A 26,297-nucleotide genomic window follows, 5' to 3' on the forward strand; every position below is an offset into this window, starting at 1 on the left:
CGTTCGCCCGCCGCCGGAGCCGCGTCGGTTGACGGACTTCGTCAATCGAAGCCGCCACCGCCGAACCGAGCGAGGATGATGGTCGGGTGACCTTGACGATCGACATCAGCGGCCTGCCGCCCGACCGGCTGCGGTTCGCCGCCTCCCCGCTGGCCGAGCTGACCGCGATGCTGCACGTCCTGGCCGAACCCGCCCACCACCCGCAGCTCGCGAGCTGGGCCGCAGACGTCTGGGCGAAGCTGCGCCCGGAGCTGGCCGAACGGCTGAGGGAGGCCGAGTTCCTCTGGCGCTCTTCACGAGCGGACTTCCTGGTCCCTTCCCGCCCCCGGCCGACCCTCGCCGAGGAGCTGGACGAGGTCGACCGCATCGCCGACGAGGCCTACGTGACCGCCGCCCTCATCACCACTTGCGGCAGCAACCGGGTCCACTTCACCGCGCCCTCCCCGCTCGCCGACCCCGCCGCGCGCGAACGCGCCCTCGCGCTTGCCCAAGCGCGCGGCACGATCCAGGAGGAGTTCGCCGAACGCCTGCTCACCGACCCCGCCGCCGTGCGGGTCCGTGTGCGCGACACCCTCGAACAGTGCGCCGAGGCCTTCTTCGACGCCGCCTGGGCGGGCGTGGCCGTGCGCATCGCCAACGACCGCCGCCTGAAGTCAGACCTGTTGCAGCGCCAAGGCATAGGCGCGGCGCTCGCCTCGGTCTCCGGGGCGGTGACACTCGCGCCGGACGGCACCCGCATCCTCGTGGACAAGTTGCAGGACAACGCGACCGCCGCCCACGAGGACGGGGTCACCTTCCTCCCCAGCGTCTTCGGCAGCCCGCATCTGGTCGTGGTCCACGCGCGCGGATGGCGGCCGGTGGTGCAGTACCCCGTTGCCGACGCGGAGCCTTCGGAACCGGTGTCGCTGGAGACGGTCTCGCTACGACTGGAGGCGCTCGCGCACCCGGTCCGCCTACGGCTGCTGCGCACTTTGGCGCGCGGCCCGCACACCACAGGCGAGCTGGCCGATGCCTGGGCGCTTTCGCCCCCGGAGGTCTCGCGCCACCTCGCCGTGCTGCGCCGCGCCGGTCTGCTCACTGCCAGACGACACGGCCGATATGTTCGTTACAGCCTTAATCTGCCGGATTTGACCGCACTCGGGTCAGACGTGCTCACCGCCGTACTGCGCTGAGCCCCTTCGAAGTTCAGGCCCGACCGGCCGAGCGCACCAGGCCCGCCAGATCGGCCGCCGAGAGGTCGAAGACCGGGGAGTCATCGCCGAGCTTGGAGTCCCGCACCTGGAAGCCCGAGCAGACGTTGCGAGCCTCGACGCAGTTGGACTGGCCCGAGTTGGTGCTGCGCGTGCTCTTCCGCCAGGCCTGGCGGCACTCAACACAGTTGGCCTGGCCCGAGTCAGTGCTCCGGGTGCTCTTCCGCCAGCTGGTGTACTCCACCATCTAGGAACCTTCCAATCCCTTGCGCTTTCGATCGCAGAGACCTGCGGACCTCATCATACAAGGCGATCTTGTCGGACTCGACGATGTGACGGCTCTGGTCGAGGTTCTCGACATAGACGAAATCAGGCGCAGAAGACGCCCTGCCGCCGTTGGTGAACATCTCGAAGGCGTACGGCGCGAAGTGCAGCGGTTCAACGACAAGCACCTCGCAGCCCGGGAGAGAATCGACCCAGCGGAGCCTTTCGAGCTGCTCGGCCTTCTCCTCCAGCGTGAGTTGATCGAGATCCGCGATGGCACGGGCCGGCACGTAGAACTCGGCGACCGGGTGGTTCCTGCCCTTGCATCGACCGAAGTACGTACTCTGCCTCGCCTCCTTGCGCTTCCACCACTTCACCTTGCTCGCCGGATCCTCCATCGGCCCGGCCAGCAGGTTCATGTGGACAGCTTCGGTCTGGAGCAGCCCGGACATGAGAAGGGGGTCCCACTTGACAAGGACTCTGTAGTTCCGCTCCGCGCTCTCCACGATGTAGAGGTTGCGCACTTCGGCGCCCGAGATGAGTTCGCTGGACAGGAACAGCTTCTCGGAGACATGCGCGATGAACGCCTTGCGCTCGGGCTCCGCCCCTGCCTTGTCGCAGATGAGCATGAGGTTGCCCTTGTCGGGAATCCTGCGCCCCTCCAGCCACGCCCGGATGGTGTTGGTGCTCTTGGTAACCACCTTTGCGAACTGGGTCAGGGTCCATCCCTTCGATTGCGCCAGCATGTTGACCTCAGCGGTCAGATATGACTCGATGAGCCGTCGGTGCAACGACATCGATGCTGCCACCGCCTCCCTGTGCTGCGTGAACTACTGCCAGTAGCGATGATCGCACGGCCCACACCCTGCTCAACGTTCACGACTCCCCTGCAATTGCGGGGCTCCATTACGGGCGTTCATCATGGGGCCCCATGATGGGGCGCCATCATGGACCTCCCATCATGAATGCCCGGAAGTTCTTGGGTGGCATGGTCATTGACCAGCCAAAACATGGCTTATGGTTGCCACAGCGCGGGCTGATCACCAAGCTCGCGCGGTTGGTGAAGACCCGGGGAGCCGCTGCCTCCCAGCTGATATCGCGGCTCCCCGGCATCCGAACTGTCGGCTATCCGACACTCTCCAATGGAGGACACGATGCGCAATCAAGCCGCCCAGGCGAAATCTGCCAAGGCGCCCGCCGACCCGCTGGAGCGCGGCGGGTTCGGCGACGGGCGCGACCGATTCACCGTCTGCGCCTCCAGCCTCGTCGCGCCCGACTCGTTCCAGGTGTACGCGAATGGGAACCGCGCCGACCTGGTACTCATCGTCTCCGGGCTGACCACCGGGAGCCTGCACGCGACCTGGGGCGACGGCTGGCGCGAAGCTCTGCTCGAATGGAAGCGGCGCTTCCAGGAGCACGCGTTCGACGCGTTCTACAACGGTCCTGCACCGGCACCGGCACCGGCTGCGCCGGCGAAGGCGGCTGCGCTCGCCGTACCGGGGGTCGGCTCGACCGCTTCGCCCGCGCCGGTGCGGCACCGTGGCGAGGACACCGTGCGGTTCTGCCGTGGTTGAGGCCGAGCGCACGGATGAGGAAGTGCTGGAACTGATCCGCTCGGGTTCGGACACGAGGTCAGAGGGGGAGCCGGGCTCGGCGCGCATCGGCGGGTTCGACGGGCCGGGCGTGCGGTTCACCGTGCACGAGCTGGCCGAGCCGGGGAGTCGGCGGGCCGTCGAGTACGCGGTCAAGGCAGACGACGGCGTGGAGGGGCTGGTCTGCCGGATTCCGGCCGATCCGGACGGGCCCGTCTCCTGGCACGGGGCGTGGAACGGCGATCAGTGGTGCCCGAAGATCGAGGCGTTCGCCCGAGAGAGCATTGTGAAGTCGGCTCGTAACTGACTCCACATAGACTTCATACAGTTTCCGGAGCAGTCGGACCGATGACAGCTCAGTCCGACCCGGAAAGAAGATCGGCCGGTCCCGGTGGGGGGACCGGCCGATCGCCTCTTCTCAGGTCGTACCGAATCCGCTCTCAGCTCAGAGCGCGGTGCCGGTGACGGTGCCGCCGGACTCGGTGATCGAGTACGAGGCCGTTGCGCCACTGTAGAAGTGGAAGGTCAGCGTGACCGGTTGGCCGTCGGTGACCGCCGCGAGGAACTCGGGCGTGAGGATGAGCGTCCCGGCGCTGTAGTCGGGCCGGAAGTTCGACCAGAACTCCTGGTACGACGTCCAAGTGGCGGTGCCGGCGTTGGTGCCGTCGGCGTATTTGGCCTCCATGGTGGCGAGGGTGTCGCCGTTGAACTCGGTCGGGATGGCGAAGGTCGCGGAGGGGCCGGTCGCGTTCGACAGGACCGGTTCGTCCGAGGTGATGATCTTGATCCGCCACGGGACGCCCGCCGAGAAGCGCGCCTCCAGCTCGGCGTTCACGCCGTACTCGCGGTCGCCCGCGAGGCGGGTGAGGCCTGCGGCGGTGAAGGTGAGCGTGTCGCCCGAGACCGTGTAGTCGGCGCCCTCGGCCAGCTCGGTGCCGCCCTGCCAGAGGCCCTCGAAGTCGAGTCCGTTGCGGTTCAGGGTGAGCGAGGCCGACCCGATCGCGCCCGAGCCGGGGAGGTACACCGAGTCGAAGGAGGCCGTGCCCGAGCGCGTGGTCACGCCCGAGGCGAAGTACTCGTACATGTGCTGGTCACGCCACTGGAGCGAGTTGCGTTCGAGGAACTGGCCCGCGTCCCACAGCATGGTGGTGACGCCCTTGTCGCGGGCCTGGTACTCGGCCGCTTCGAAGAACTTCAGCAGCTCGCCGGGCTGGTGCACGCCGGGGCGGTTGTGGTCGTAGTTCAGGACCGCCCACTCCCCCATGATGACCGGGATGCCCGCGTCCACGAAGGTGTCGTTGACGCGCTGGAAGGTGCCGACCAGGTCGGCCTCCACTTCAGCGTTGTAGGAGGTGAAACCGGCGATGTTGACACTGAAGGGCCAGAAGCCGTAGAAGTGGATCGTGGCGGCGACCATCGGGTCGTCAAGGCCGTCGATGGTGGTCTTGAGGGCGTCCAGGCGCGGCTGGTCGGCGTTGGTGACCAGGGTCGGCAGGACCAGGAGGCGGTCGTCGTTGTTGCCGCCCGAGCCTCGGACCAGCTCGTGGAAGACCAGGTTCAGCTCCTCGGTGAGCGCGTCGCCCGCTTCACCCTCGGCGCCGGTGAACTGGGGCTCGTTGACGCTCTCGAAGGAGAGCTCGGCCGGGTAGTCCTTGAAGCGGTCGGCGATCTGCGTCCACAGTGCCTCGTACTTCGCCAGGACCGCGTCGTGGTCGGTCGAGAGCTCGTTCAGCCACATCCAGGAGTCGTGGTGGACGTTGAGCAGGACCTGGAGGTCCTGTTCCAGGGCCCAGTCGATGACCTGGGCGACGCGCTCCATGCGGGCGGGGTCGACCGTGTAGTCCGGGCCGGGGCCCATGTACTCCTCCCAGGTGACGGGGAGGCGGATCGAGTTGAAGCCCTGGGACTTGACGTGGGCGAGGAGTTCCTCGGTGATGAGCGGGTTGCCCCAGGCGGTCTCGCCGCCGAGCGCGTCGAGGGTGTTGCCGACGTTCCAGCCCGGCTGCATGGCCGCGACCTGCTCCATCGCGGTCGCGTTCCCGGTGGGCGGGGGCGTGGTGGTGGGCTCGGAGCTGCCGCCGTCGCAGACGGTCCCGTTGAGCGAGAAGGCGGCCGGGACCTCGTTGGCGCCCGACCAGGAGCCGATGAAGCCGAAGGAGACCGAGGCCCCCGAGGCGATGGCGGCGTTGTACGACAGGTGCTTCGCGACGGTCGTGCCCGCGGCGGCGGCGACCTCGGCGTTCCACGCCTGGGTGACCTGCTGGCCGGAGGGGAAGGACCAGGCGAGCTCCCAGCCGTTGACGGACTCGCCGAGGTTCGTGACCGCGACGTCGGCGGTGAACCCGCCGGACCACTGCGCGGTCACTTCATAGTCGACGCTGCAACCTTGGGCCGCTTGGGCACTCACTGCGCCGAAGAGGCCGGTGGCGAGCATTGCGAGCGCGGCGGCCACGACTGCGGCCACGCGCAGCCGGGCTCTGGGTCTGCGGTTCACGGGGCACTCCTTGCCGGAAGGTCACGGGCGGCACGGCGTCGCCCGGCTTTTCCGATCGACCATACTAAATATGTCAGTCGAGTGTCAATTAGGAGGCGGCGGGGAGATCGCGACGGGGCGTGGCGCGGCGGGACGGAGCCGAGTCGGCCCGGCCGGTGGGAAGGCACGTCGACTGACCGCGCCCCGCTCCTGGCCCGCTACTGCTCCGGCCCTCCTCCCGTCCTCCTCCTGCCCTCATCGCCTCGGCGACTGCGCCGATCGACTGAGCGTTCCGGCTGGACGCCCTCGCTAGAATGCCCGGATGCCACCGGAAGCCGAACGCGCTCCGCGCGCCGATGCCGCGCGCAATGTCAAGCGTCTGCTCGACGCCGCGCGGGCGGTCTTCGCCGAACAGGGCCCCGACGCGCCGCTCGAAGCGATCGCCGAACGCGCCGGAGTGGGCGTGCGGACGCTGTTCCGGCACTTCCCGCACAAAGAGGCCCTGGTCAAAACCGTACTGCGGCAGGCGATCACCGAACGCCTCCCGCCGATCCTGTACCGCACCCCCGACTACGAGGACCCGGCGCTGGCGCTCCGCTCGGTCATGGAGGCGGTCCTCGCCCTCATCGACCTGGAGCGGAACACGCTCGCCGCCGCCGCCAACCCGGGGACGATGGTCACCGAGGTGATCGCGCCCGTCCTCGAACCCCTCGCGGCGCTCACCGAGCGGGCCCAAGCGGCGGGCGCGCTGCGCGACGACGTGACCGGCGACGACGTCACGCGCGTCCTGGCGATGCTCACGAACGTCCTCTGGGCCATACCCGAAGGCGGCGGCTGGCACCGCTACCTCGTGCTTGTATTCGACGCCTTCCGCCCCGGCTCCACGACACCACTCCCGCCGGCCGAAGCCGAACCGCTCGCGACCCGAACCCGCCCCTGAACCCCGCCGACAGCTGAACGGCAGACTTGGCCGGACTCCCCGCCCCGCCGCCCGGCCGAAGCCTCCGGCCGGGCGCTTCGCCAGGCGGGGCTCACGCTCCTACTTCTACGGTGAAGACCGCCGACTCGGAGCCGAACTCCGAGATGCGGACTTGCACCTCGAGTTCCCATGTGCCGGTGAGTGGCAGATCGAGGATGCAGTGGTAGGAGCCGGGCCCGATCTCGTGCACGATCGCGGCGATGGGGCCGAAGTCGCGCTCGGGGAGGGCGGCCGAGACGGTCGGGGGCTCAAGGGGTTCGAGCGGGAGGCCGTCGGCGCCGGTGAGGATGAGTTCGATGGTGTTCTCACCGGCGGTGCCCGGCGCGAGGTGAATCTCGGCGCTTCCGCCGCCGTCGAGTTCGGCATGAAGGGTCGCCTCGCCGCCGGGCGGCGGCGGGGGCGGCTCTGCCGCCTCGGTCGCCGGGCTGAGGTGCACGAGCAGACCGGTCACCACGGCCACGGCCCCGACGATCGCCGCTTCGAATCGGAGAATCCGCCGCAAGCGCGCCAGCCCCGCCGATCGGTGGTCGGGTGAGTCGGCAAGATCGGCGGGCGGATCGTCCTTGCCCGCAATGCTTCTCGCCACGCCACCCGGGATGGCATCCGCGGCGCATTCCGGCGGGTTCGCCGTCGCACCGCCTGGCACACCGACCACGATCTGCGCCGCGTCCTTCGCCGCGCTCTCGGCCGTGCCTCCGTCGGGCTTTTTCGCCGCAGCGCGGACTGCGCCGTCTGACACGCCTTCTGCCTCGGCCTTTGCAATCAGCGGCACTAGGCGCTGGCGGTTCCAGGCCGCCAGTGCCAGCGCCACTGCGACCAGCGCGAGCTTGATGATGAGGGCGCGGCCGTGGTCGGAGGCGAGGAACTCTCCCCAATCGCGATGGATGGACAGGCCCATGACCAGGCCGCTCGCGCCGAGGGCCGCCACGGTCCATCCGGCCCAGGTCGAAAAGCGGGCGACGATGGCGGCGGCGTGGGTCGGGTCGTCGGTGCGGCGCCATCGTGCCAGGACGATCAGGAGCCCGGCCAGTCCCCCGGCCCAGATCGCGCCGGTCGCCAGGTGCACGACATCGGCGCCGATCATCAACGCGCGCAAACCGAAAGACCTAGTGTGCCCCACGAACGCCGGTGCCGCGACCGCCAGCGCGGCGGCGGCGAGCGCGACCGGTGCGGCCCAACGGCCCCGCCCCCGGGTGAACGCGGCGTAGGCGCCGGCGACGCCGATGGCGGTGAGCGCCATGACCGTCAGGGAGTCGGCCGACGCCAGTTCGCGCCATGCGCCGACATCGGCGATGCGGCCCGCCGCGAGTCCGGCCGCGTCCAGTGCGCCCAGCGGAACCGCCAGCGCCGCCCCGAGCACGGCCGCGAGGCCGGTGGCGAGGAGGAGCCGATTGCGCGGGCGAAGGGCGGTCCCCGACCGTTGGTTGCGCGGGGGCCAGAGCTTCCGTGCGATCACCGTGCGGAAGAACAGGAATCCGGCGAAGACGAGCAACCCCAAGTAGTGCAATGTGGACGCTGCTGCCGAGGCCCAGGGCGACTCTTCCGGAGCGTCCAGAGCCGGAGGCTCGGCCGCGGGTTGGGCGTCGCCGATCGTGAAGGCCAGTACTCCTGCGATGGGGTGGGCGTCGGCGGAGACGACGCGCCAGTTCAGGTAGTAGGCGCCTTCGCCGAGGTCGGTGGGGAGGGCGATGACGACGTCCTGGTTGCTGACCTCCGCATCGAGGGTGTGTTCGTTTCCTATGGCGTCGACGAGGCGGGTCGCATCGGGGACCGGCTGCACGGCTTCGTTGAAGCGCAGGGTGATCGCGTCGGGGGCCTGGTCGAGGGCGGCGCCGTCGGCGGGGTCGGTGCTCAGGAGGGCGGCGTGGGCGTAGGCGCTCCGGGCCGGGAGGAGCGCGAGGAGGAGGACCGCCAGGGCGAGCAGCAGGGCCCGCCCCGGCGGTCGGGTGCGGGGTGCGGTCACGCGGCTCGGCGTCCGCGGATGAGGGCGAAGGCGGCGAGGCCCGCGGCGAGCATGCCGATGGCGAGGGCCACGTAGGTCACCGGATCGGTGCCCTCGTCGCTCGCGGCGGCGGGCTCGGCGGCAGAGTCCTCAGTGGATGATTCGGTGGGTTCGGCGGTGACCTCCGGGGCGGCGACTTCGATGAAGGGGGCCGGGGATTCGAGTTCGTCGGGGTTCTGGCCCTCCTCGGCGATCTCGATCCAGGGGTGTTCGGCGGCGCCGCAGGTCTGGACGACCGGGAAGTGGAGCGTCTGGCCGGCGGTCTCCTCGGGGAGACGGAGGGAGAGCTCGAAGGCGTCGCGGAGGCCGTCCGGGAGGGGGGTCTTGGCGGTGTAGACGACCTGGTCGACGCGTTCGGTGATCTCGGCGCCGTGGGCGTCCACGATGGGTTCGGGGAGGTCGACCATGACCTTCTCGACGTCCCAGCCGGGGTTGACCGTGGGGGTGACCGCGTTGATCGGCTCGGGGATCTGGATGGCGATCGCGGTGGTGGCCTCGCCTTCGCAGCCGTGAGGGACGGAGACGGTGAGCAGCGTGTAGGAGCCAGCGACGGTGTTCGCGGCCGAAATGGTGACGTGTGCGGAGGCGGGTGCGGCGATCGCGGCGGCGGTGAGGGCTGCGGCGGCGATGAGGCCGGTGCGCGCGAGGGCGCGGCGAAGGGCGTTGCGAGACATGGCGGATACGGCTTTCTCGGGAGGACCGCGGCAGCGTCGGCGCCGCGGGGAACGACGGGGGAAAGAGAGGCGTCGTGCTCTCGGCGGCCCGCGGAGCCCGACCGCGCCCACGGCGCGGCGGCGCATGGTCTTGCTCTGGCGGCGGCGCATCGCGCGCCTGGTGCTCGGCAGCAGGGGGAGTGCGGCCGGTCGGAAGCGGGTGAGCAGGCGCCGCAGCGCGGCGGCGAGGCGTTCGCCCAGGCGGGGCAGCGTCGGTTCGAGGCGCATGACCCACAGGACGGCGACGGCGGTGGCGACGACGTGAAGGAGCGTCATCGCGGCGGCCTCGCGCGGGCCGTGCGCGCCGTGTCCGTGCGAGGCCTGCGCGAAGAGGCTGTGGAGGCAGGCCTGGGCGATGGTGAAGACGCTGAAGAGCCACGAGGCGCGGCGCGGGCCGCGCTTGGCGAAGAGGTAGGCGGCGGCCGCGATCGGCATGGCCGCCAAGAGAATCGGTTCGAGGGCGAGAGCGCCCCCGGCGAGGACGTGCGCACCGGCGGCGACCGGGGCGCAGACGAGCGCGAACACGGCCGCTCTGGCGGCTGTGGTCAGGCGGTCGCGGGCGTGCACGCCCCGATCATTCCATAACATTGACAGATATCGATAGAGCGGATTTCGCTGGTTGGGACGATCCATCCCGTATTCGCCGGAGACGCAGAAGATCTCGCATGTGAGAGTCTGGGGCGATGGGGACCTACGACGAGGCCGAAGTCGGCGAAATGCTCCACCGGCGCGGCTGGCGAACCGCGTTCACCGTCGCCGACCGCGTCGGCGACTGGTCGGCCGTGGTCACGGCGGTCGAACGCGGATACGGCTCCGACATCTACGACTACACCAACGACCTCTACAGTCGGAACTGGCTCCACGAGGCGTGGATCCTCCTGCACGACGACGTCGTCCGGCGCTGGACTCCGCCGATCAGGGCACTGGACGACCGCTTCCGCGCCGCCACGATCGACGACGACGGCCAAGCGCTCGACCGGTTCCACAGGATGCCCGGCCCCGACCTCTGGTGGTGGCGCCGCCATCCCCGCGTCCTCACCGGACCCCTGGGCGAGTCCCTCCGCTCGGCCGGCGCCGCGGGCTGGGAGCCGTACTGACCGTGCCCGGGGCCGCTACCCCTCCGGGAGCAGTTCGGCCATCAAAGCCTCGACACGGGTCCGGATCTCGTCGCGGATGGGGCGCACGGCCTCGACGCCCTGCCCGGCCGGGTCGTCGAGCTTCCAGTCGAGGTAGCGCTTCCCCGGGAAGATCGGGCAGGCGTCGCCGCAGCCCATCGTGACGCACACGTCGGAGGCTTCGACGGCGTCGACGGTGAGGACCTTCGGGGTCTGGTCGGCGATGTCGATGCCGACCTCCTTCATGGCCTCGATCGCGGCGGGGTTGACCTGGTCGGCCGGGGCCGATCCGGCGGAGCGGACCTCGATCCTCCCGCCGCCCAGATGAGCGAGCCAGGCCGCGGCCATCTGGGAGCGGCCCGCGTTGTGGACGCAGACGAAGAGCACGGACGGCTTGGGCATGATGGCGTTCCTCTGCTGTGAAGGGATTGCGGTTCGAAGGTCATGGTCGGACTTCTTGCGGTTCGGGTGCTCGGAAGAACCGCCTGGCCCACAGGCTCACGTAGACCAGACCCACGAGCGCCGGGACCTCGATGAGCGGTCCGACGACGCCGGCGAGGGCCTGGCCCGAGGCGGCGCCGAAGGTGGCGATCGCGACGGCTATGGCGAGCTCGAAATTGTTGCCCGCCGCGGTGAACGCGAGCGTGGCCGTGCGCTCGTAGCCCAGGCCGATGCCCTTGCCGAGGGCGAAGGAACCGGCCCACATGAGCGCGAAGTAAGCCAGCAGCGGCACGGCGATGCGAACGACGTCGGGGGGTCGGGCGATGATCGCCTCGCCCTGGAGGGCGAAGAGCACGACGATGGTGAACAGCAACCCGTAGAGCGCGAACGGTCCGATACGGGGAAGGAACCTCGTCTCGTACCAGTCCCGACCCTTCCGGCGCTCGCCGATGCGGCGGGTCGCATACCCGGCGGCGAGCGGCACGCCGAGGAACACGGCGACGTTGAGGGCGATCTCCCAGCCTGAGACGTCCAGGTCGGTGGCGTCGAGACCGAGCCAGCGCGGGAGGGCGTCGAGGTAGAGCCAGCCGAGGGCGCCGAAGGCGATCACCTGGAAGACCGAGTTCAAGGCGACGAGCACGGCCGCGGCTTCGCGGTCGCCGCAGGCGAGGTCGTTCCAGATGACGACCATGGCGATGCAGCGGGCCAGCCCGACGATGATCAGGCCCGTGCGGTACTCGGGCAGGTCGGGCAGGAGGAACCAGGCGAGGGCGAACATGAGCGCGGGGCCGACGAGCCAGTTGAGGACGAGCGAGGAGACCAGCAGCCGCTTGTCGGCCGTGACCGAGTCGAGCCTGTCGTAGCGGACCTTCGCGAGCACCGGGTACATCATGACGAGCAGCCCGGCGGCGATCGGCAGGCTGATCCCGCCGATCTGGATCGCGTTGAGCGCCTTGCCGACTACCGGAATCCACTGCCCGAGGGCGATCCCGGCGAGCATGGCGGCGCCGATCCAGACGGGCAGGTACCGGTCGAGCGTCGAGAGGCCGGAACGGGTATCGGACGTCGCGGTCATTCCCCGGCCCCCTGCGGGACCGACAGGACGGTGGACAGCAGTTCGAGCGTGGCGGGCTCGGCGCGGTAGTAGACCCAGGTCGCGCGCCGCTCGGAGGCGACCAGGCCGGTCTCACGGAGCACCTTGAGGTGATGGGAGATGGTGGGTGCGGAGACGTCGAAGGCGTCGGTCAGGTCGCACACGCACGCCTCGCCGCCCTGGTGCGAGGCGATGAGCGACAGCAGTCGCAACCTGATCGGGTCGCCGAGGGCCTTGAAGGAGACCGCGAGCCGCTCCGCCTGGTCCGCGCTGAGCGGTTCGGCGGTCAGCGGCGTGTGGCAGTCCGCGAGCGGGAGCGGCGTCCGTTGCTTCGACATACATCTACTTTGACAGATATCGAATCAACTTGCCAGTCGGGTGCGTGTACCCGGAACAGTCGCCACGTCATCACCCGGCCGAGCACGAGGGCGACGGCCGGGACGCTGCCGCGTCCCGGCCCTCCGCTTCCGCGTCAGCCGCAGCACCCGCCGGTCTGCTTGAGTTCGATGCGCTCACCGGAGTATCCGTGCAGCACGCCGGTGGCGAGGCCTCGGGCGCCGATCACGACCGGCTCGGGGGCGGCGGTGCCGCAGCTCGAACCGGCCTTGGGGGTGTCGCCGCAACCGGCGTCGGCGGTCGTACAGCAGCCGGCTTCACGCGCTTCGGCGATGGAGGTCGCTTCGAGCGAGCGGGACGAGGAGCAGACGCCGGTCTCGGGGAGTTCGAGTTCGACCTTGTCGGCGGCGGCGCGGTCGCCGGCCAGCGCGGCGGCGAGGGAGCGGACCTGCTCGTAGCCGGTGGCGAGCAGGAAGGTCGGGGCGCGGCCGTAGGACTTCATGCCGACGAGGTAGAAGCCCTCGTCGGGTTGGGCGAGGTCGGCCTCGCCATGCGGGGGAACGGTGCCGCAGGAGTGGAAGTTCGGGTCGATGAGCGGCGCGAGCTTCGCGGGGGCCTCCACGGTCGCATCGAGTTCGAGGCGGATCTCGCGGATCATCTCCAGGTCGGGCCGGAAGCCGGTCGCGGCGGCGACCTGGTCGGCCTCGATGACGCGTTCGACGCCGCCTACGTTGCCCGCCACCGACACCGAACCGTGCGGCCGCGTCTCGAAGCGGTCGATCGTGAAGCCGGTGACCAGTTCGATCGCTCCGGCTTCGACCAGTGCTCGCACCCGGGTGCCGATCGTGCCGCGCGCCGGGAGCGCGTCGGCCGAGCCGCCGCCGTAGAGCCGGGTCGGGGAGTCGCCGCGGATCGCCCACGTGACCGCGGTTCCCGGCTCCTGCTCGGCCAGGTTCGCGAGGTTGAGGAGGGTGTTGGCGGCTGAGTGGCCCATGCCGACGACGAGGGTCCGCTTGCCCGCGAAGCGGTTCCGTTCGGTGCCGAGGACGTCGGGGAGCGGTCCGGCAGCCCACGGGGCGTCGCGGTCCTCACCGGGTGCGGCGAGTCCGTGGGCGCCGAGGGGGTTGGGCCGGCCCCAGGTGCCGGAGGCGTCGATGACCGCGTCGACGACGAGGTCCGCCCATTCCCCCGCCGCGTTCCGCGTCCGCACCAGGTAGGGGCGTCCCTCGCGGCCGACGGTGCGGGTCTTGTCGACGCCGAGGCGCGCGACCGCGAGGACGCGGGTGCCGTAGCGCAGGTGCGCGGCGATCTCGGGGGTCTTCGCGAGGGGCGCGAGGTAGGCGTCGACCAGTTCGTCGCCGGTGGGGAGGCCGTCGGGGTCGGGCGCGGTCCAACCGTGGGAGTCGAGGAGGCGCCGCGCGGCGGCGTCGATGTCGAAGCGCCACGGGGAGAACAGGCGCACGTGCCCCCACTGTCGGATCGCGGCGGCCGGGCCGTCGCCGGTCTCCAGAACGATCGGGGTGAGGCCGCGTTCGAGGAGGTGCGCGGCGGCGGCGAGGCCGACGGGGCCGGCGCCGATGACGGCGACGGTGCGGATCGGGGCGTTGCGGTCGGACATGGTGATCCTTCGTTGGTCAGCGGGTCGCGCCGTTCGCGATCACATCAACTTGAATAAGTAATACCAGTTAATATTGTTGATAGCAAGTTCCGTGGTTTAATTGACTCCATGAGCCGCACGATCGAACTCACCTTGACCGACGTGACCTCCGGATACTCGGACGCCTCGGTGATCGGGCACGCCAAGGAACTCGCCCCCCAGTTCAAAGCCCTCGCCGACGAGAACCGGCTCGCGATCGTGCTCCTGCTCTCGGAGCGCTCGCGCACCGTCCGCGAGCTGACCGACGCCACCGGGCTCGCTCAGACCCTCGTCTCCCACCACCTCGCGCCCCTGCGCGAACTCGGCCTCGTCTCCGTCACCCCCAAGGGCCGCAGCAACGTCTACTCCCTGTGCTGCGACGCCTTCTCGGGCCCGCTGCGCGCCCTCGCGGGCCTGTCGACGCCGCAAGACGAGGCCTGCTGCGACTGAAGCTAGTGTTGCCGCCATGAAGACCGAGCTGACCTGGGCCCTGCCGATCGCGGCGGCCCTTCCGCTGATGCTCAGCGCCTGCGGAACCGACCTCGCCGCGCAATGCGAGGACGCCTTCGCCGCCGCCGCGGGGACCGTGGAGGGCGTCGTCTCGGCCGAATGGGATTGCAGCGAGCAGTTCGGCGGCGGCTGGCAGCGCGCCGAAGTGGTGGTCGAGGCGGCCACCGAGGAGGAGGCCGTCGCGATCATGGAGGACCTGCTGCGCGCCTTCGCCGCCGAGCCCGACCTGCTCGACCGCTGGAGCACCCCGCAGGAGTACGCCAACGAGGACGGCACGATCGTCGTCGGCACCGGCGAGCTCGGCTTCCCGGGGGTGCCTGATCTCGGCGAGGTGCGCGAGCACTACGGCATCACCCCGGAGTAGCGGTCCGAAAGGCCATTGCGTCCCCGCACCGGCGGGCCTAAGGTGACCCGATGCCCGAACCCGGTTCAGCGCCCGAAAAGCTCGCCGCGATCGCACGCCGACACGGCGCCGACCCCGCAGCCGTGGTGCCCGTTCCCGTTCAGGGAGTGGCGAACCGGGTGTACCTGCTCGGCAACGGCCTGGTGCTGCGCATCGCCCGGCCCGAGCACGCGAGTGATCTCCGCAAAGAAGCGGTCGTGATCCCCGCGGCCCGCCGCGCCGGGGTGCGCACGCCTGCCGTCGCGGCTTACGACGACGGGGAGCTCCTCGGCACGCCGTACATGGTGGTCGAGCGGGCTCACGGCGTCGCACCGGGACTCCCGGCGGGCCCGGCCGACGGGCGCTGGCGGGACGCGTACCGCGACCTCGGCGCCGAGCTGGCGACGCTGCACGAGGGGGTGGGCGAACTGGCGGGCGTACCGGTCGAGCGGGCGTCGGACCCGCGCGTCGACGTCGAAGCGCTCGCCATACGGGGTTACATCAACACCGAAGCGGCGCAATGGCTCACGGACTGGTTCGACCGCCTCGACGCCTACCGCCCCGACGTGGCGCTCACGCTCGTCCACGGCGACGCCGCCCCCGGGAACCTCCTCGCCGATCCCGGCACCGGCCGTCTCGTGGCGATCCTCGACTGGGGCGACGCGGCGCGGGCCGATCCGGCGATCGAGTTCGCGAAGCTGCCCCTTCGCGCCGTGCCGCAGGTCATGGAGGGCTACCGGGGCGGGTGCGACGAAGAGTGGGCCGCCCGCATCCTGTGGCACCACCTGCATTGGGCCCTCGGCCGCCTGCCGACCGGCCCCGAGCGCGAGGCCCGGCACTGGAGCGCGCAGCCGGGGAACCGACTCCTTGAGGTGATGCGGTTCCTCGTCGCGGACCCGCCGGAGCCGTGGGCGGGGCTTCGCTGACGTACCGAAGTGGACCCCGGTTCCGCTACGATGACGGGTCCCGCCTGCTTCGAGACAGGAACCCCCCATGAAAGCCGTCCTCCAAGACCGGTACGGGAACGCGGACGCGGTGCGCGTCGGCGAACTCGCCAAGCCCGTTCCCTCCGACGACGAGGTGCTCATCCGCATCCGGGCCGCCTCCCTCAACGGTTCCGACCGGGAGAACCTCGTCGGCTCACCGCTGTACGCGAGACTGGGCGGCCTGCGTCGCCCGCGCCACCCCGTGCCCGGGTCGGATGTCTCGGGAGTCGTTGAGACCGTTGGGAAGTCGGTGAGCGACTTCGAGCCGGGCGAGGCGGTGTTCGGGGAGCTCGCCGGATACCGGGGCGGGCTCGCCGAGTACGTCGCGACGCCGCCGCGGCTGCTGGCGCGCAAGCCCCCCGGACTGTCCTATGCGGAGGCCGCCGCGATCCCGCAGGCCGGCTGCATCGCCTACCGGTCCACGCGCGGAATCGAACCGGGAGAACGCGTGCTCGTCAACGGCGGCGGAGGCGCGGGCGGCGCGATGGTCATCGGCCTCGCCAAGCACTTCGGCGCGACCGTCACCGCCGTGGACCGCGCCGACAAGGCCGCGTTCCTGCTGCGCGCTGGCGCCGACCAGACGATCGACTACGCGGAGAGCGACTGGGCCGCAGAGGAAGGCCGGTACGACCGGATCGTGGACCTCGTGGCCCACCGGTCGCCGTACCGCGTGCGCCGGGCCCTGCGCCCCGGCGGGTCCTACCTCATGGTCGGCGGGCACGCGCGCATCCTGCTCGCCACCGCCGCCTCCACGCTCCCGATCCGCTGGACGGCGAAGAACGAGGTCAAGGTGCTGGTGGTGCCGCAGTCGCGCGAGGACCTGGAGGCGGTCACCGCGCTCGTCACCGAAGGCGCCGTCGCGCCCATCACGGACCGCACGTTCCCGCTCGACGCGGCCGCGGAGGCCTTCGCGCGCCTCGCCTCCGGCGACAACCAGGGGAAGATCGTCATCGAAGTGCCGTGACCGACCGACGCGATCGCCGTCCGGCCCGCGAACGTTGCACACCCCCGCACGCGGCGCGTCGAACCGCTCTGAGCCGAGCCGATTTCCACGCCGCGCGGGTGTCGAGGCGCCTCGGCCCGACACGGCGAAGGGCGCGCCGGAGCGCGCCCTTCGCCGTGCGGGTTCAGCCGCTCGCGCAAGCGAACGGCCGCAAGGCGATCCACGGGTTCAGCCGTTCGCGGGAGCGAAGGGCCGCAAGGGTTCAGCCGTTCGCGCGGGCCTTCGCGAAGGCCTCGGCGGTCAGTTCGACCGAGCGGATGCGGTCGGGCACCGCTTCGGCGTGATGCGCGGTGATCAGCTCGTCGGCACCGGCCGTGGCGGCGAACGCCACGAGGTACTCGTGCACCTCCTCGGGAGTGCCGACGGCCGTGTACTTCGTCATCGCCGAGAGCTGGCGCCCGCCGGGCGAGGCGAGGAACGCGTCCATCTCCGCGTCGGTGTAGTCCTGGCCGTCCGCGGTGCGCTTGACGAACGCGCGGGCCCGGTTGCGCGAGGCGATCTTGCGCTGGGCCTCGGCCTCCTCGCGCTCGTCGGCGGCGAAGACGTTGACGCCCGCGATCACGTACGGCTCGGCCAGCTGGTCGGAGGGCTCGAACTGCTCGCGGTAGACGGCCACGGCGTCGACCAGCGCGTCCGGCGCGAAGTGCGAGGCGAACGCGTACGGGAGGCCGAGGCGGGCGGCGAGCTGGGCGCCGAACAGGGAGGAGCCCAGGAGGTAGAGCGGCACCTCGGTCACCGCGCGCGGCACGGCCTGGACGCCGGGGATCACGGACTCGCCGCGCAGGTAGCCCTGGAGTTCGAGCACGTCCTGGGGGAAGGAGTCGGCGGAGGCGGCGTCACGGCGGATGGCGAGCATGGTGGCGCGGTCGGTGCCGGGGGCGCGGCCCAGGCCGAGGTCGATGCGGCCGGGGAACAGGGTCTCCAGGGTGCCGAACTGCTCGGCGATGACGAGCGGGGAGTGGTTGGGCAGCATGATGCCCCCGGCGCCGAGGCGGATCGAGTCGGTGTGCTCGGCGACGTGGCCGATGACGACGCTCGTGGCGCTGGAGGCGATGGTCGGCATGTTGTGGTGCTCGGCGTACCAGACCCGGCGGTAGCCGCTGCGCTCGGCGGCGCGGGCGAGTTCGACGCTCGCGACGAGGCTTTCGCGTGCGGAGCTTCCCGGCGCGATCGGCGCCAGGTCGAGGATCGACAGGGCAACGGGCATGATCGGATGCTCGCTTTCTATAGGCGGCTCGGACTGGAGACGGCTCGGTTACAGGTTGCGTTGCAGCGCTTCGGTGAACGCCCGGATTCGGGCCTCGTCGCGGCGGTAGTAGACCCACTGGCCCCTCCTGGTGGCCTGGAGGAACCCCGCCCGCTGGAGGATCGCGAGATGCGCCGAGACGGTGGACGCGGAGGCGCCCGCCTTGTGCTGGATCAGGCCCGCGCAGACGCCGGGGCCGGCGCCGTCGTCGCACGGGAAGTTCGCGGCAGGGTCCTTGAGCCAGTCGAGGATTCGCAGCCGCGTCCCGTTCGACAGGGCCTTGCATTCGTCGAGCACTCGCGCCGTCCTTCGGTATTTCGCTGAATCCCGAAATTACCCCGGAAGCGACACGGCGGCACCATGAGCCTCGTCACCGGAGGGTCGGTCGTGAGGGTCAGTCGGCGAGGGTGCGCCGCAGAATCCGGAAGACGAGGCTCCAGTGCAGATCGCGGCCCGAGAAACCGACCGGGTCGAGGGCCTTCAGCTCGTCTTCGAGGAGCGCGGCCCGCTCGGGGCGGGTCTCCTCCCCCTCGTCCTGCGCCGCGAAGCGCGCGAAGCGGCGCAGGAACCGGTGGAAGAGCGCGAGCGAGGCGTTCACCGGCTCCAGCGAGCCCGTCGCGGCGTCGTGGCGGTGGACGGCGCCAGTGCCGGGGTCGAGCACGAACAGGTGCGGTTCGAGGCCGGGCGGCCTGCCGAGGACCGGATACGCGGCGGCGCCCGCGGTGACCGGCGCGAACGGTTCGCGCTCGCCGTCGAGGTACGCGGTGAAGGCGATCGAGAGGTCCACCGGGAGCAGGCCCGAACCGGGCCATGCCGCGGCGGGCGCCGCGAAGTCGTTGCGCCACTGGGCCAACGGCATCGCGACGGTGTTGTCCGCGTCGCCCCACGGCGCGTCCTCCTCGAACGGCGCCGACCGGCGCAGCAGCGGGAGGGCGGCCTCCTCGGGCTCCCACTCGTGGTAGGCGTCGATGCGGTGGAGCAGCTCGGCGCGGCGGCTGCGGGGTACGGCCTGGCCGCCGAAGCGGTCCGCTCGCAGTTCGCGCAGGTAGAGGTACCAGGGGTCGCAGTAGACGCCTGGGAATTCGAGGTCGTCCAGGTCTACGACGGCCATCTGCTCGACCCAGTTCTGGTAGTACAGGAGCCGGTAGTCCGACCCCAGGACGACCTGGTCCACAAAGGCGTCGATCGAGTCCTTGACGAGGACCAGCGTGTTCGGGAAGCCCCAGTCCCAGGCGTCGGAGTCGTACAGGGCGGTCTCCCCGGTGCGGGAGTGGACGAGGATCGCGGTGGTGGTGGCCATTTCGGACTCGCCGATGCAGATCCAGGACTGGTCGGTCGGGTATCCGGTCTCGAACTCGTCGAGGACGAGTTCGTAGCGCTCGGCGGCGGTGCGGAACCGCAGCACGCCCATAGTGCGCCCGGCGAGCGCGTCGAGGAGGCGGTCCGCGGGCGCGCGGGACTCGTCCTCAAGCGCCTCGCGCAGGCCCTGCGGGTCCCAGCGCTCGTAGACGCTGGCGGGGAGGGCGATGTCGTCGCGGGAGAGGAGGTGGTCGAACTTGGCGCGGATGCGCGTGAAGTCGGGGTTCATCGAGCGTCAATGCGGAAGGGGACGCCGGTGAGCTCCTCGGAGACCGTCCACAGTCGCTTCGCGGTCTCGGGGTCGGTGGCGGCCGGGGAGAACGGGACGAGGACCGGGTGGCCCTGGCGCTCGTTCCTGCCGTCGGGGCCGTAGTACTGGCCGCCTTCGGCTTCGGGGTCGGTGGCGGCGCGCAGTTGCGGGAGCGCGCCGGTGTCGGCGTCCTGGGAGATGAGGATCATGATCGGGCCGCCGATGACGCTGAGGAACCGGTTGAAGCCGTTGGCGACCAGGCGGGTGTGGGTGAAGCCGGGGTGCGCGACGACGCAGGCCGCGGGGCTCCCGGCCTCGCGCAGGCGGCGGTCGAGTTCGAGGCCGAACAGGGCGTTGGCGAGCTTGGACTGGGCGTAGAAGCCGTACGGGCTGTAGCGCTTCGCGCCGGTGAGGTCGTCGAAGCGGATGCGGCCGTTGCGGTGCGCGAGCGAGGAGACGATGACGACGCGCGGTTCGGTTCCGGCCTCGACCAGGTCCATGAGGCGCGCGGTGAGCGCGAAGTGCCCGAGGTGGTTGGTCGCGAACTGGCGCTCGTGGCCCTGCGGGCTGAGTGAGCGCGGCGGGGCCATGACGCCCGCGTTGTTGACGAGGAGGTCGATCGATTCGAGGTCGGCGCGCAGGCCCTCGGCGAACGACTCGACCGAGTCGAGGTCGGCGAGGTCGAGTTCGCGCGCTTCGACGTTCGATTCGGGGAAGCGGGCCCGGATCGTCTCGACGGCGCTGCGGCCCTTGGCCTCGGAGCGCACGGTGAGGATGACGCGGGCGCCCGCGCCCGCCAACTGGAGCGCGGTCGCGAGGCCGAGGCCGCTGTTGGCGCCGGTGACGACGGCGGTGCGCCCGGTCTGGTCGGGGATGTCGGCGGCGGTCCAGCGGCTGGCGTTCATGATGCGTCTCCCGGTCATGGGCTCAGGGGGCGGTCCCGAGGGGCCCGGAACTCCGGTTCACTGTAGGGCTTCGGGAGCGCGGCGATGCGGGCACGCAGGTTCCGGGCCGGGGGCGGCAACTCACGCGCCGGTGACGACCCGACCGGCAACGCGTTGAACCGGAACCGCGACCTGCTGCGGCTCCGGCGAAGGCCCCGTCGCGGGTGCCGCGTGACCCGGCGGAGGCGCGGGCGGGACCGGCGTTCGCCGAGCGAGCCGAGGCCAGGGCAACTCGCTCCAGCCCGACCGCTCCGGCGGATCAGCGCTCACGGGCGGGGCGGAGTCGGCGCGTGCGGCTCGATCGGTTCGAGGCGGGTCAGCGCGGGCAGGGCGGTTCGCCCTCGCACCAGGCCAGCCAGACCTTGCGGGAGTTCGGGAGGGCAGGGTGGTCGAGCAGGTGGAGCACGTACCCGGCGTGGAGCCTGGCCCAAGGGCTGTCGGAGTCGGCCGCGTCGGCGAGGCGCTTGCGCAGGTCCGGGCCGTCCACGGCCCGCGCGACGCGCACGTACTCGCGGTCCTTGCAGCGGTAGGCGCGGCGCACGGCCGCGTCGGTGAACTCGACGAGCTTGGCGCGCACCGGTTCGGCGTGGCCGGGGACGGCAAGGTCGCGGAGGAGGCGCTCCTTCGTGCCCCATGCCTTCGCGTGCCGCGTCCATTCGGCCGGGTAGGCGAGTTCCCACTCCAGGAAGAGCAGGGCGTACGGCAGGCCCGCCCAGTCCTTGATGGCGGCCTCGCGCCTCGGGCGGTTCCACATCGCGCCGGGCAGGGTGTACCGCTGCGTGTCGCGGTAGGCCCGCCACACCGCGAGGTAGGCGGGCCTCGCCTCCTCCCACTGGGGTTCGGTGAGGTCGTAGGAGGCGCGCAGGGCCTCGTTCCCGCGTTCGAGTGCGCGGTGCGTCGTCTCCTGGGTCCGCTCCAGGTGCTCGATGGCCGCGGCGCGCACGCCCGGGTCCTCGTCGATCAGGCCGAAGGCCCAGCCCAGTCGCGCTTCCCAGTCCTCGGCGCCCTCGCCCGTCTCGTTCCCCATATCGGCGATCCTCCCCTGTGGCGCCCGGAAAGGGAAGGGCCTTTTAGAGCGAGGCGAGGAAGTCGGTGAGGGCGGCGCCGTAGGCGGCCGGGTCCTCGTTCCAGGACGCGGTGTGGCCCGAGGCGGTGGTGACCACCGTGGCCTGGCCTTCGGGCAGCCGCTCGGCGAAGTCGAGGGTGGCGGTGTGGTCGACGGTCTCGTCGGCGGTGTCCACGAACAGGAGCATCGGCATGTCGAACTCGTCCACGAAGTTGCGCTGGTCGAGGTCGTCGAGGTCGATGTCCGCGCGCCACTCCACGATGCGCTTGGCGGCCCAGGTGATCGGGTCGATGACGTCGCGGTCGGCGGCCTGCATGTCGAGGGTCGAGTTCCAGTCCATGACCGGGGAGTCGAGCACGACGGCCTTGACGACGCCGGTGTCCGCGAGCTTGCGCGCGGCGGTGGAGACGATGGCGCCGCCCATCGACCAGCCGTGGAGGACCACGTCCTCGGCGCCGTTGTCGAGGGCGTACTCGACGGCGTCCACGACGTCGTCGCTCTCGTACTCGCCGAGCGAGTGCAGGCCGTCCGGGGCGGCGGGCGCGCCCTCGTCGTTGCGGTGGGTGACGGCCAGGACGGGGTAGCCGAGGGCGGCGTAGACCTCGACGCCGCGGAGGGTCTCGGCCGGGGAGGCGTTGCGGCCGTGGACGGTGACGACCCAGGTGGTGCCCTCGCCGGCCAACTGCCAGGCCGGGGCGTCGCCGAGCTCGGTCGGGATCGCGACCTCCTCGTAGGCGAGGCCGAGGGCGGTCTGCGGGTCGTCGCGGTAGGTCCAGGTGTCGATGCGCGCGGGGGTGTCGACGGCGAGGTCGCCGTACAGGACCCGGTCGAGGGCGCGGGTCACGGTGTCCTCGTCGGAGGCGAGCACCTCGCCGATGACGGCCTGGCCGTCCTCCCAGGCGAGGCCCCAGGTGCCGGGCTTCTCGGTGGCCTCGCCGCGGGGCAGGGTCACCGAGTCGGCGTCGACGGCGAGGACGGTGAGGCCGTACTCGCTCGGGCCGTGGTCGACGTTGATGACCTCGCCGGAGAAGTACCACCCGGCGCCGCCGAGCGCGGCGAGGGCGAGCACGAGGACCGCCCCGAGGCTGATGAGGAGCGCGCGCAGGCCGCGGCGGCGGCGTTTGGAGGCGGGGGCGTCGGTGGCGGTGTCGGCGTTGACGGTCACGGCGGGTCCTCGGAGGTAGGGATCGGCAGGGGCGGGTGGCACGATCCTAATGCGGGTCGGCGCGCCGTCCTTCCGCGGTCACGCGTGGGGCGGGAGGCCGTCAGGGTGTCGCCAGGGTGCGCGGCGGCACTCGGCCACGGGTGGGACGGGTTCCGCCCATGCGTCGTTCGGGGCCAATCCGATGGTTTGCATCGTTGTAAGATCGTCACGAACCTAGGAGGTGCCATGGCGGCGACCCTGCACGACGTCGCGAACCTCGCGGGCGTGTCCTTCAAGACGGTCTCGAACGTCGTCAACGGCCATCCCCATGTGCGCCCCTCCACGCGCGAGCGGGTCGAGCGGGCGATCGCCGAGCTGGGCTACAAGCCCAACCTCAGCGCGCGGAGCCTGCGCTCGGGGCGGACCGGCGCGATCGCCCTCGCCGTCCCCGAACTCAATCTGAGCTACTTCGCCGAGCTCGCCAGCTTCGTCATCGCCGCCGCCGAGCAGGCCGGCCTGGTGACCCTCGTGGAGCAGACCGGCGGCGACCGCGACCGCGAGCTGGCGCTCCTCAAGAGCCCGCGGTTGCGCATGACGGACGGGCTCATCCTCAGCCCGCTGGGCATGGGCCAGGAGGACGCCGACGCCCTCGACGTCGCCTTCCCGCTGGTGCTCCTGGGCGAGCGGACCTTCGACTGGCCGAACGACCACGTCACCATGAGCAACCTGAACGCCGCGCACGCGGCCACGGAGTACCTCATCGCGTCCGGGCGGCGGCGCATCGCCGTGATCGGCGAGAACGAGGACGAGGTGATGGGCTCGGCCCGGCTGCGCCTGCGCGGGTACCGCGAGGCGCTCGAAGCGCACGGCATCCCCTACGACGAGCGGCTGGTGGCGCGGGCGACCCTGTGGCACCGCGCCGACGGGGCGCGCGCGATGCACGACCTGCTCGACCGCGGGGCCGACTTCGACGCGGTCTTCGGGTTCAACGACACGCTCGCGTTGGGAGCGATGCGCGTGCTCCAGGAGGCGGGGCTGCGCGTCCCCGAGGACGTGGCGGTGCTCGGCTTCGACGACCTCGACGAGGCCGCGTACGCGATCCCGTCGCTGACCACGGTCGACCCGGGCCGCGAGTGGATCGCGCGCACGGCCGTCGAGACGCTCCTCGAACGCATCGGCCGCAAGGGCAAGGACCTCGCGCCGCGCACGAAGCTCGCCGACTTCACGATCATCGAACGGGAGTCGGCGCCGAAGGACTGACGGCGGAAGGGCGGGCCGAAGCCCGCCCCTCTTGAAGTCAGCCGGTCACTGGGCGCCCTCCTTCACCAGGCGCCACTGCTGGCAGGCGAAGCCGTTAGCGGACCACTGCTGCGCGACGGCGCCGTCCGCGGTCGAACAGCCGTCGATCTCCAGGGCCTTGCCGCTGTTGGCGTTCGTGAAGGTCCACCAGCCGCCGCTGACGGCGGCGTTCCAGGACTGGGTCGCGTGCCCGGTCGAACCCCACTGCACCGTGTCCACGCCGTCGGCCGTCTGCGCCGAGGGGATCTCCAGGAGCTTCCCGCTGTTGACGTTGACGAGGCGGACGGTGCTGCCCGAGACGGTGTCGACGGCCCACCGCTGGGTCGCGTGGCCGGTGTCGCCCCACTGCCCCGCCGGGGCGCCGTCCGTGGCCAGGGCGCTGAAGACCTCGAGGAGCTTGCCGCTGTTGCGGTTGACGATCTGGAACTGGGGGTCCAGCGCCGCCGAGGAGTACAGGTGCAGCACGTCGAGCTCGGCGAAGTTCGTGCCCTTGGCGAACCGGATCGTGTTCGTCCCCGCGTTGAGCGAGACGCTCTTCTGCGCCCACCCGTAGCGGCCCCAGTCGACCGTCGCCGGATAGCTGATCGAGGAGGACGAACCGCCGTTGACGCTGACGTTGTGCGTCGCGGCGGACCCGAACCCGTTGTCGTAGCGGACGTTCAACGTGTAGGTCCCGGCGGTCGGCACCCGCACGGTGAACTCGACGTAGCTGCCGGCGTTGTTGATGTTGCCGATCTTCGAGCCGTTCGAGGCCTGGACGTGCGAGACCGTCGAGACGTCGCTCAGCGTCGCCAGCTCGGCCTCGTACTGCTGGGCGTCGAGCGGGATCGAGCCGACGCGGATGTCGTTGAGGTCGGTCGCGGTGTTCTCGACGTTCACCGCCTGGTAGAGCGTGCGCCCGTCGACGCTCACGTCGATGCCCTGCGCGAAGCCGCTGAAGTTGCCGCCCTGCGTGTCGGTCGCGTCGTAGGTGACCGCCATCGGCAGGCGCTCCCAGGGCCCTTCGCCGAGGTTGTAGTTGACGTAGAAGTTCTGGCCGCCGTCGATGTTCCCCGAGGCGTCGAGCGACCACTTCGAGGCGACCACGACCATGCCGTTCGGGCCGCCCGAGGGCACCCACTTGACGTACGGGGAGGAGCCGATGCCGCGCCCGTCGGCGAGCTCGACCGGCGTGCCGATGCTGTTCTCGTTCCCCCAGTCGAGTCCGTCGTCCGAGGTCTTGAAGTAGACCGGGGCGGTGTTCTGGGACTGGCTGGGCCGGTTGACGACCTCGAAGGTCGCCAGGTAGCGCCCGTTCGGGAGCTTCGTCACGGTGATCATGCCGGGCCGGTCGCTCTGGTTGGTCGGCGCCGAGACGTTGACGAGCGGGCCCCAGGTCTGGCCGCCGTCGGTGGAGCGGCGGTAGGAGACCGCCTGGAGGACGTCGTCGCCCTTCTGGCGCTCGTCGGAGTAGTAGGCGACGAGGCCGCCGTCCCCGTCGATCGCGAACGAGGGCTCCCAGACGGTCGTGGTCGTGGAGCTCGGGGAGGGGTCGTAGACGGCCGGGCCGCCGGTGTCGACGGTGCTGAGGAAGCTCCAGGTCGAGCCCTGGTCGGTGGACTTGTAGACGACGAGGCGGCTGGACGAGCGATTCTCGGGCATGATCATGCCGCCCAGGAGGATCGTGCCCGCCGCGAGGCCGCCGGTGGACTCGGTGACCTCGTAGAGGAAGGGCTGCGCGGTCCGCGTGAGGGAGGGGAAGGTCGCGCTGGGGACGACGTCGGTGACGTGGGTCCAGCTCGTCCCGTTGTTCGTCGATCGGTAGACGGGGTAGACCTGGACGCCGTTCTTGAGCACGAGCTGGTCGTAGGTGACCAGCTGGGTGCCGTTGGCGCCGCCGTTGTGCTTGAGCACGGCGATCTTGGCGTAGGTGGTGCCGGCGGGGGCGCCGCCTTCGGGGTTGAAGGAGCTGCCGGCGGCCGGGGCGTAGACCAGCGCGCCGTTGCCGGTGGTCACCGCGGCGGCGGGGACCGCGCCCGCGAGGGCGACGAGGAGGGCCGCGGCGGCGGCCGCGATCGCGTAGGTGAGGCCGCGTCGCCGCGGCGCCGTTGTCGTGGCTCGATGCATGGGGGTTCGCTTTCGTCTCGGTCGGTTGGCGTCGTCGGAGGGGAGTCGGGCCTGGTGGGCCCGGGTGTCGCCGGGTTGCCGCACCTCCTTTTTTACAACGTTGTATGTTAGGTGGAGCACATCGTAAGTCGATCTCCTCGTGAACGTCAAGCGCATGGTCACGAATCG

26 protein-coding genes are annotated in these 26,297 nt (G+C 71.0%); 10 read left to right on the forward strand and 16 right to left on the reverse strand.

What is annotated here, in order from left to right; translation table 11 throughout:
• The first annotated feature begins 86 nt into the window (after positions 1-86).
• On the forward strand, positions 87-1,172 hold the full coding sequence (locus E9998_RS09845; protein WP_136529532.1) for a DUF5937 family protein: 1,086 nt from the start codon (positions 87-89) through the stop codon (positions 1,170-1,172).
• Positions 1,173-1,185: 13 nt separating this feature from the next.
• Here E9998_RS09845 and E9998_RS09850 read toward each other — a convergent pair whose 3' ends face one another.
• A complete protein-coding gene (locus tag E9998_RS09850) occupies positions 1,186-1,437 on the reverse strand; it encodes a DUF397 domain-containing protein (protein WP_136529533.1) in 252 nt (83 codons plus the stop codon).
• Complete coding sequence (locus E9998_RS09855; RefSeq protein WP_136529534.1) at positions 1,394-2,263, reverse strand: Scr1 family TA system antitoxin-like transcriptional regulator; 870 nt, start codon at positions 2,261-2,263, stop codon at positions 1,394-1,396. Before E9998_RS09855 ends, E9998_RS09850 begins: the two co-directional genes overlap by 44 nt.
• A gap of 345 nt (positions 2,264-2,608) precedes the next feature.
• Between E9998_RS09855 and E9998_RS09860 the strand changes: the two genes are divergently transcribed.
• Together E9998_RS09860 and E9998_RS09865 are read left to right on the forward strand one after the other, a co-directional pair.
• On the forward strand, positions 2,609-3,028 hold the full coding sequence (locus E9998_RS09860; RefSeq protein ID WP_136529535.1) for a hypothetical protein: 420 nt from the start codon (positions 2,609-2,611) through the stop codon (positions 3,026-3,028).
• Positions 3,021-3,353, forward strand: a complete 333-nt coding sequence (locus E9998_RS09865; protein ID WP_136529536.1) for a hypothetical protein — start codon at positions 3,021-3,023, stop codon at positions 3,351-3,353. Before E9998_RS09860 ends, E9998_RS09865 begins: the two co-directional genes overlap by 8 nt.
• Before the next feature lie 138 nt (positions 3,354-3,491).
• On the opposite strand, the gene E9998_RS09870 is transcribed toward E9998_RS09865, so the two are convergent.
• The gene (locus E9998_RS09870; RefSeq protein WP_136529537.1) at positions 3,492-5,540 is read right to left on the reverse strand and encodes a cellulase family glycosylhydrolase; all 2,049 of its coding nucleotides are present in this window, start codon (positions 5,538-5,540) and stop codon (positions 3,492-3,494) included.
• 301 nt (positions 5,541-5,841) lie between these two features.
• Here E9998_RS09870 and E9998_RS09875 point away from each other — a divergent pair, with 301 nt between their 5' ends.
• Positions 5,842-6,459, forward strand: coding sequence for a TetR/AcrR family transcriptional regulator (locus tag E9998_RS09875; RefSeq protein ID WP_136529538.1), 618 nt, complete (start codon positions 5,842-5,844; stop codon positions 6,457-6,459).
• Between the two features lie 91 nt (positions 6,460-6,550).
• Here the strand turns inward: E9998_RS09875 and E9998_RS09880 are convergent, their stop codons facing one another.
• Together E9998_RS09880 and E9998_RS09885 are read right to left on the reverse strand one after the other, a co-directional pair.
• Positions 6,551-8,461, reverse strand: a complete 1,911-nt coding sequence (locus E9998_RS09880; protein ID WP_136529539.1) for a copper resistance CopC/CopD family protein — start codon at positions 8,459-8,461, stop codon at positions 6,551-6,553.
• Positions 8,458-9,780, reverse strand: coding sequence for a YcnI family copper-binding membrane protein (locus E9998_RS09885; RefSeq protein WP_158299767.1), 1,323 nt, complete (start codon positions 9,778-9,780; stop codon positions 8,458-8,460). Before E9998_RS09885 ends, E9998_RS09880 begins: the two co-directional genes overlap by 4 nt.
• 116 nt (positions 9,781-9,896) lie before the next feature.
• Here E9998_RS09885 and E9998_RS09890 point away from each other — a divergent pair, with 116 nt between their 5' ends.
• On the forward strand, positions 9,897-10,310 hold the full coding sequence (locus tag E9998_RS09890; protein WP_136529541.1) for a hypothetical protein: 414 nt from the start codon (positions 9,897-9,899) through the stop codon (positions 10,308-10,310).
• Positions 10,311-10,325: 15 nt separating this feature from the next.
• Here E9998_RS09890 and E9998_RS09895 read toward each other — a convergent pair whose 3' ends face one another.
• From E9998_RS09895 to E9998_RS09910, 4 genes are all read right to left on the reverse strand, one after another.
• Positions 10,326-10,733 carry an arsenate reductase ArsC gene (locus E9998_RS09895; protein WP_136529542.1) on the reverse strand — a complete coding sequence of 136 codons (408 nt, stop codon included), beginning with the start codon at positions 10,731-10,733 and terminating at the stop codon, positions 10,326-10,328.
• Positions 10,734-10,770: 37 nt separating this feature from the next.
• Positions 10,771-11,844 carry an ACR3 family arsenite efflux transporter gene (gene arsB / locus E9998_RS09900; RefSeq protein ID WP_136529543.1) on the reverse strand — a complete coding sequence of 358 codons (1,074 nt, stop codon included), beginning with the start codon at positions 11,842-11,844 and terminating at the stop codon, positions 10,771-10,773.
• Positions 11,841-12,200, reverse strand: a complete 360-nt coding sequence (locus tag E9998_RS09905) for an ArsR/SmtB family transcription factor (RefSeq protein WP_136529544.1) — start codon at positions 12,198-12,200, stop codon at positions 11,841-11,843. Before E9998_RS09905 ends, arsB begins: the two co-directional genes overlap by 4 nt.
• A 134-nt stretch (positions 12,201-12,334) precedes the next feature.
• Positions 12,335-13,816 (reverse strand): NAD(P)-binding domain-containing protein, encoded by a 1,482-nt coding sequence (locus E9998_RS09910; RefSeq protein WP_136529545.1) that lies wholly within the window; start codon positions 13,814-13,816, stop codon positions 12,335-12,337.
• 108 nt (positions 13,817-13,924) lie between these two features.
• Here E9998_RS09910 and E9998_RS09915 point away from each other — a divergent pair, with 108 nt between their 5' ends.
• The 4 genes from E9998_RS09915 (at position 13,925) to E9998_RS09930 (ending at position 16,676) form a co-directional block, all read left to right on the forward strand.
• On the forward strand, positions 13,925-14,284 hold the full coding sequence (locus tag E9998_RS09915; RefSeq protein ID WP_136529546.1) for an ArsR/SmtB family transcription factor: 360 nt from the start codon (positions 13,925-13,927) through the stop codon (positions 14,282-14,284).
• Positions 14,285-14,300: 16 nt separating this feature from the next.
• Complete coding sequence (locus tag E9998_RS09920; RefSeq protein ID WP_136529547.1) at positions 14,301-14,708, forward strand: hypothetical protein; 408 nt, start codon at positions 14,301-14,303, stop codon at positions 14,706-14,708.
• A gap of 50 nt (positions 14,709-14,758) precedes the next feature.
• Entirely contained in the window at positions 14,759-15,652 is an 894-nt protein-coding gene (locus tag E9998_RS09925; protein WP_136529548.1) for a phosphotransferase family protein, read from the forward strand.
• Positions 15,653-15,719: 67 nt separating this feature from the next.
• Positions 15,720-16,676: an NAD(P)-dependent alcohol dehydrogenase gene (locus E9998_RS09930; protein ID WP_136529549.1), complete on the forward strand. Its 957-nt coding sequence runs from the start codon at positions 15,720-15,722 to the stop codon at positions 16,674-16,676.
• Positions 16,677-16,917: 241 nt separating this feature from the next.
• Here the strand turns inward: E9998_RS09930 and E9998_RS09935 are convergent, their stop codons facing one another.
• From E9998_RS09935 to E9998_RS09960, 6 genes are all read right to left on the reverse strand, one after another.
• On the reverse strand, positions 16,918-17,922 hold the full coding sequence (locus E9998_RS09935) for an LLM class flavin-dependent oxidoreductase (protein WP_136529550.1): 1,005 nt from the start codon (positions 17,920-17,922) through the stop codon (positions 16,918-16,920).
• Between the two features lie 48 nt (positions 17,923-17,970).
• Positions 17,971-18,258, reverse strand: a complete 288-nt coding sequence (locus tag E9998_RS09940; protein ID WP_136529551.1) for an ArsR/SmtB family transcription factor — start codon at positions 18,256-18,258, stop codon at positions 17,971-17,973.
• Positions 18,259-18,355: 97 nt separating this feature from the next.
• Positions 18,356-19,549 (reverse strand): SUKH-4 family immunity protein, encoded by a 1,194-nt coding sequence (locus tag E9998_RS09945; protein WP_136529552.1) that lies wholly within the window; start codon positions 19,547-19,549, stop codon positions 18,356-18,358.
• Positions 19,546-20,475: an oxidoreductase gene (locus tag E9998_RS09950; protein ID WP_136529553.1), complete on the reverse strand. Its 930-nt coding sequence runs from the start codon at positions 20,473-20,475 to the stop codon at positions 19,546-19,548. Before E9998_RS09950 ends, E9998_RS09945 begins: the two co-directional genes overlap by 4 nt.
• A 355-nt stretch (positions 20,476-20,830) precedes the next feature.
• Positions 20,831-21,541: a hypothetical protein gene (locus tag E9998_RS09955; RefSeq protein WP_136529554.1), complete on the reverse strand. Its 711-nt coding sequence runs from the start codon at positions 21,539-21,541 to the stop codon at positions 20,831-20,833.
• A 43-nt stretch (positions 21,542-21,584) separates the two neighbouring features.
• A complete protein-coding gene (locus E9998_RS09960) occupies positions 21,585-22,745 on the reverse strand; it encodes an alpha/beta hydrolase family protein (protein WP_136529555.1) in 1,161 nt (386 codons plus the stop codon).
• 225 nt (positions 22,746-22,970) lie between these two features.
• On the opposite strand from E9998_RS09960, the gene E9998_RS09965 reads away from it, so the two are divergent.
• Positions 22,971-23,984 (forward strand): LacI family DNA-binding transcriptional regulator, encoded by a 1,014-nt coding sequence (locus tag E9998_RS09965; protein WP_136529556.1) that lies wholly within the window; start codon positions 22,971-22,973, stop codon positions 23,982-23,984.
• A 45-nt stretch (positions 23,985-24,029) separates the two neighbouring features.
• On the opposite strand, the gene E9998_RS09970 is transcribed toward E9998_RS09965, so the two are convergent.
• The gene (locus tag E9998_RS09970) at positions 24,030-26,129 is read right to left on the reverse strand and encodes an RICIN domain-containing protein (RefSeq protein WP_136529557.1); all 2,100 of its coding nucleotides are present in this window, start codon (positions 26,127-26,129) and stop codon (positions 24,030-24,032) included.
• Positions 26,130-26,297 lie beyond the last annotated feature (168 nt).

Origin of the sequence: Glycomyces paridis (genome assembly GCF_004912155.1) — a bacterium.
Taxonomy (GTDB): Bacteria; Actinomycetota; Actinomycetes; order Mycobacteriales; family Micromonosporaceae; genus Glycomyces; species Glycomyces paridis.

Coding starts and splice junctions, on each gene's coding strand:
- E9998_RS09935 (WP_136529550.1), bottom strand. CDS start 17,922: ATGCCCGTTGCCCTGTCGATCCTCGACCTGGCGCCGATCGCGCCGGGA.
- E9998_RS09925 (WP_136529548.1), top strand. CDS start 14,759: ATGCCCGAACCCGGTTCAGCGCCCGAAAAGCTCGCCGCGATCGCACGC.
- E9998_RS09915 (WP_136529546.1), top strand. CDS start 13,925: ATGAGCCGCACGATCGAACTCACCTTGACCGACGTGACCTCCGGATAC.
- E9998_RS09945 (WP_136529552.1), bottom strand. CDS start 19,549: ATGAACCCCGACTTCACGCGCATCCGCGCCAAGTTCGACCACCTCCTC.
- E9998_RS09850 (WP_136529533.1), bottom strand. CDS start 1,437: ATGGTGGAGTACACCAGCTGGCGGAAGAGCACCCGGAGCACTGACTCG.
- E9998_RS09920 (WP_136529547.1), top strand. CDS start 14,301: ATGAAGACCGAGCTGACCTGGGCCCTGCCGATCGCGGCGGCCCTTCCG.
- E9998_RS09950 (WP_136529553.1), bottom strand. CDS start 20,475: ATGAACGCCAGCCGCTGGACCGCCGCCGACATCCCCGACCAGACCGGG.
- E9998_RS09875 (WP_136529538.1), top strand. CDS start 5,842: ATGCCACCGGAAGCCGAACGCGCTCCGCGCGCCGATGCCGCGCGCAAT.
- E9998_RS09905 (WP_136529544.1), bottom strand. CDS start 12,200: ATGTCGAAGCAACGGACGCCGCTCCCGCTCGCGGACTGCCACACGCCG.
- E9998_RS09970 (WP_136529557.1), bottom strand. CDS start 26,129: ATGCATCGAGCCACGACAACGGCGCCGCGGCGACGCGGCCTCACCTAC.
- E9998_RS09965 (WP_136529556.1), top strand. CDS start 22,971: ATGGCGGCGACCCTGCACGACGTCGCGAACCTCGCGGGCGTGTCCTTC.
- E9998_RS09955 (WP_136529554.1), bottom strand. CDS start 21,541: ATGGGGAACGAGACGGGCGAGGGCGCCGAGGACTGGGAAGCGCGACTG.
- E9998_RS09910 (WP_136529545.1), bottom strand. CDS start 13,816: ATGTCCGACCGCAACGCCCCGATCCGCACCGTCGCCGTCATCGGCGCC.
- E9998_RS09860 (WP_136529535.1), top strand. CDS start 2,609: ATGCGCAATCAAGCCGCCCAGGCGAAATCTGCCAAGGCGCCCGCCGAC.
- E9998_RS09930 (WP_136529549.1), top strand. CDS start 15,720: ATGAAAGCCGTCCTCCAAGACCGGTACGGGAACGCGGACGCGGTGCGC.
- E9998_RS09890 (WP_136529541.1), top strand. CDS start 9,897: ATGGGGACCTACGACGAGGCCGAAGTCGGCGAAATGCTCCACCGGCGC.
- arsB (WP_136529543.1), bottom strand. CDS start 11,844: ATGACCGCGACGTCCGATACCCGTTCCGGCCTCTCGACGCTCGACCGG.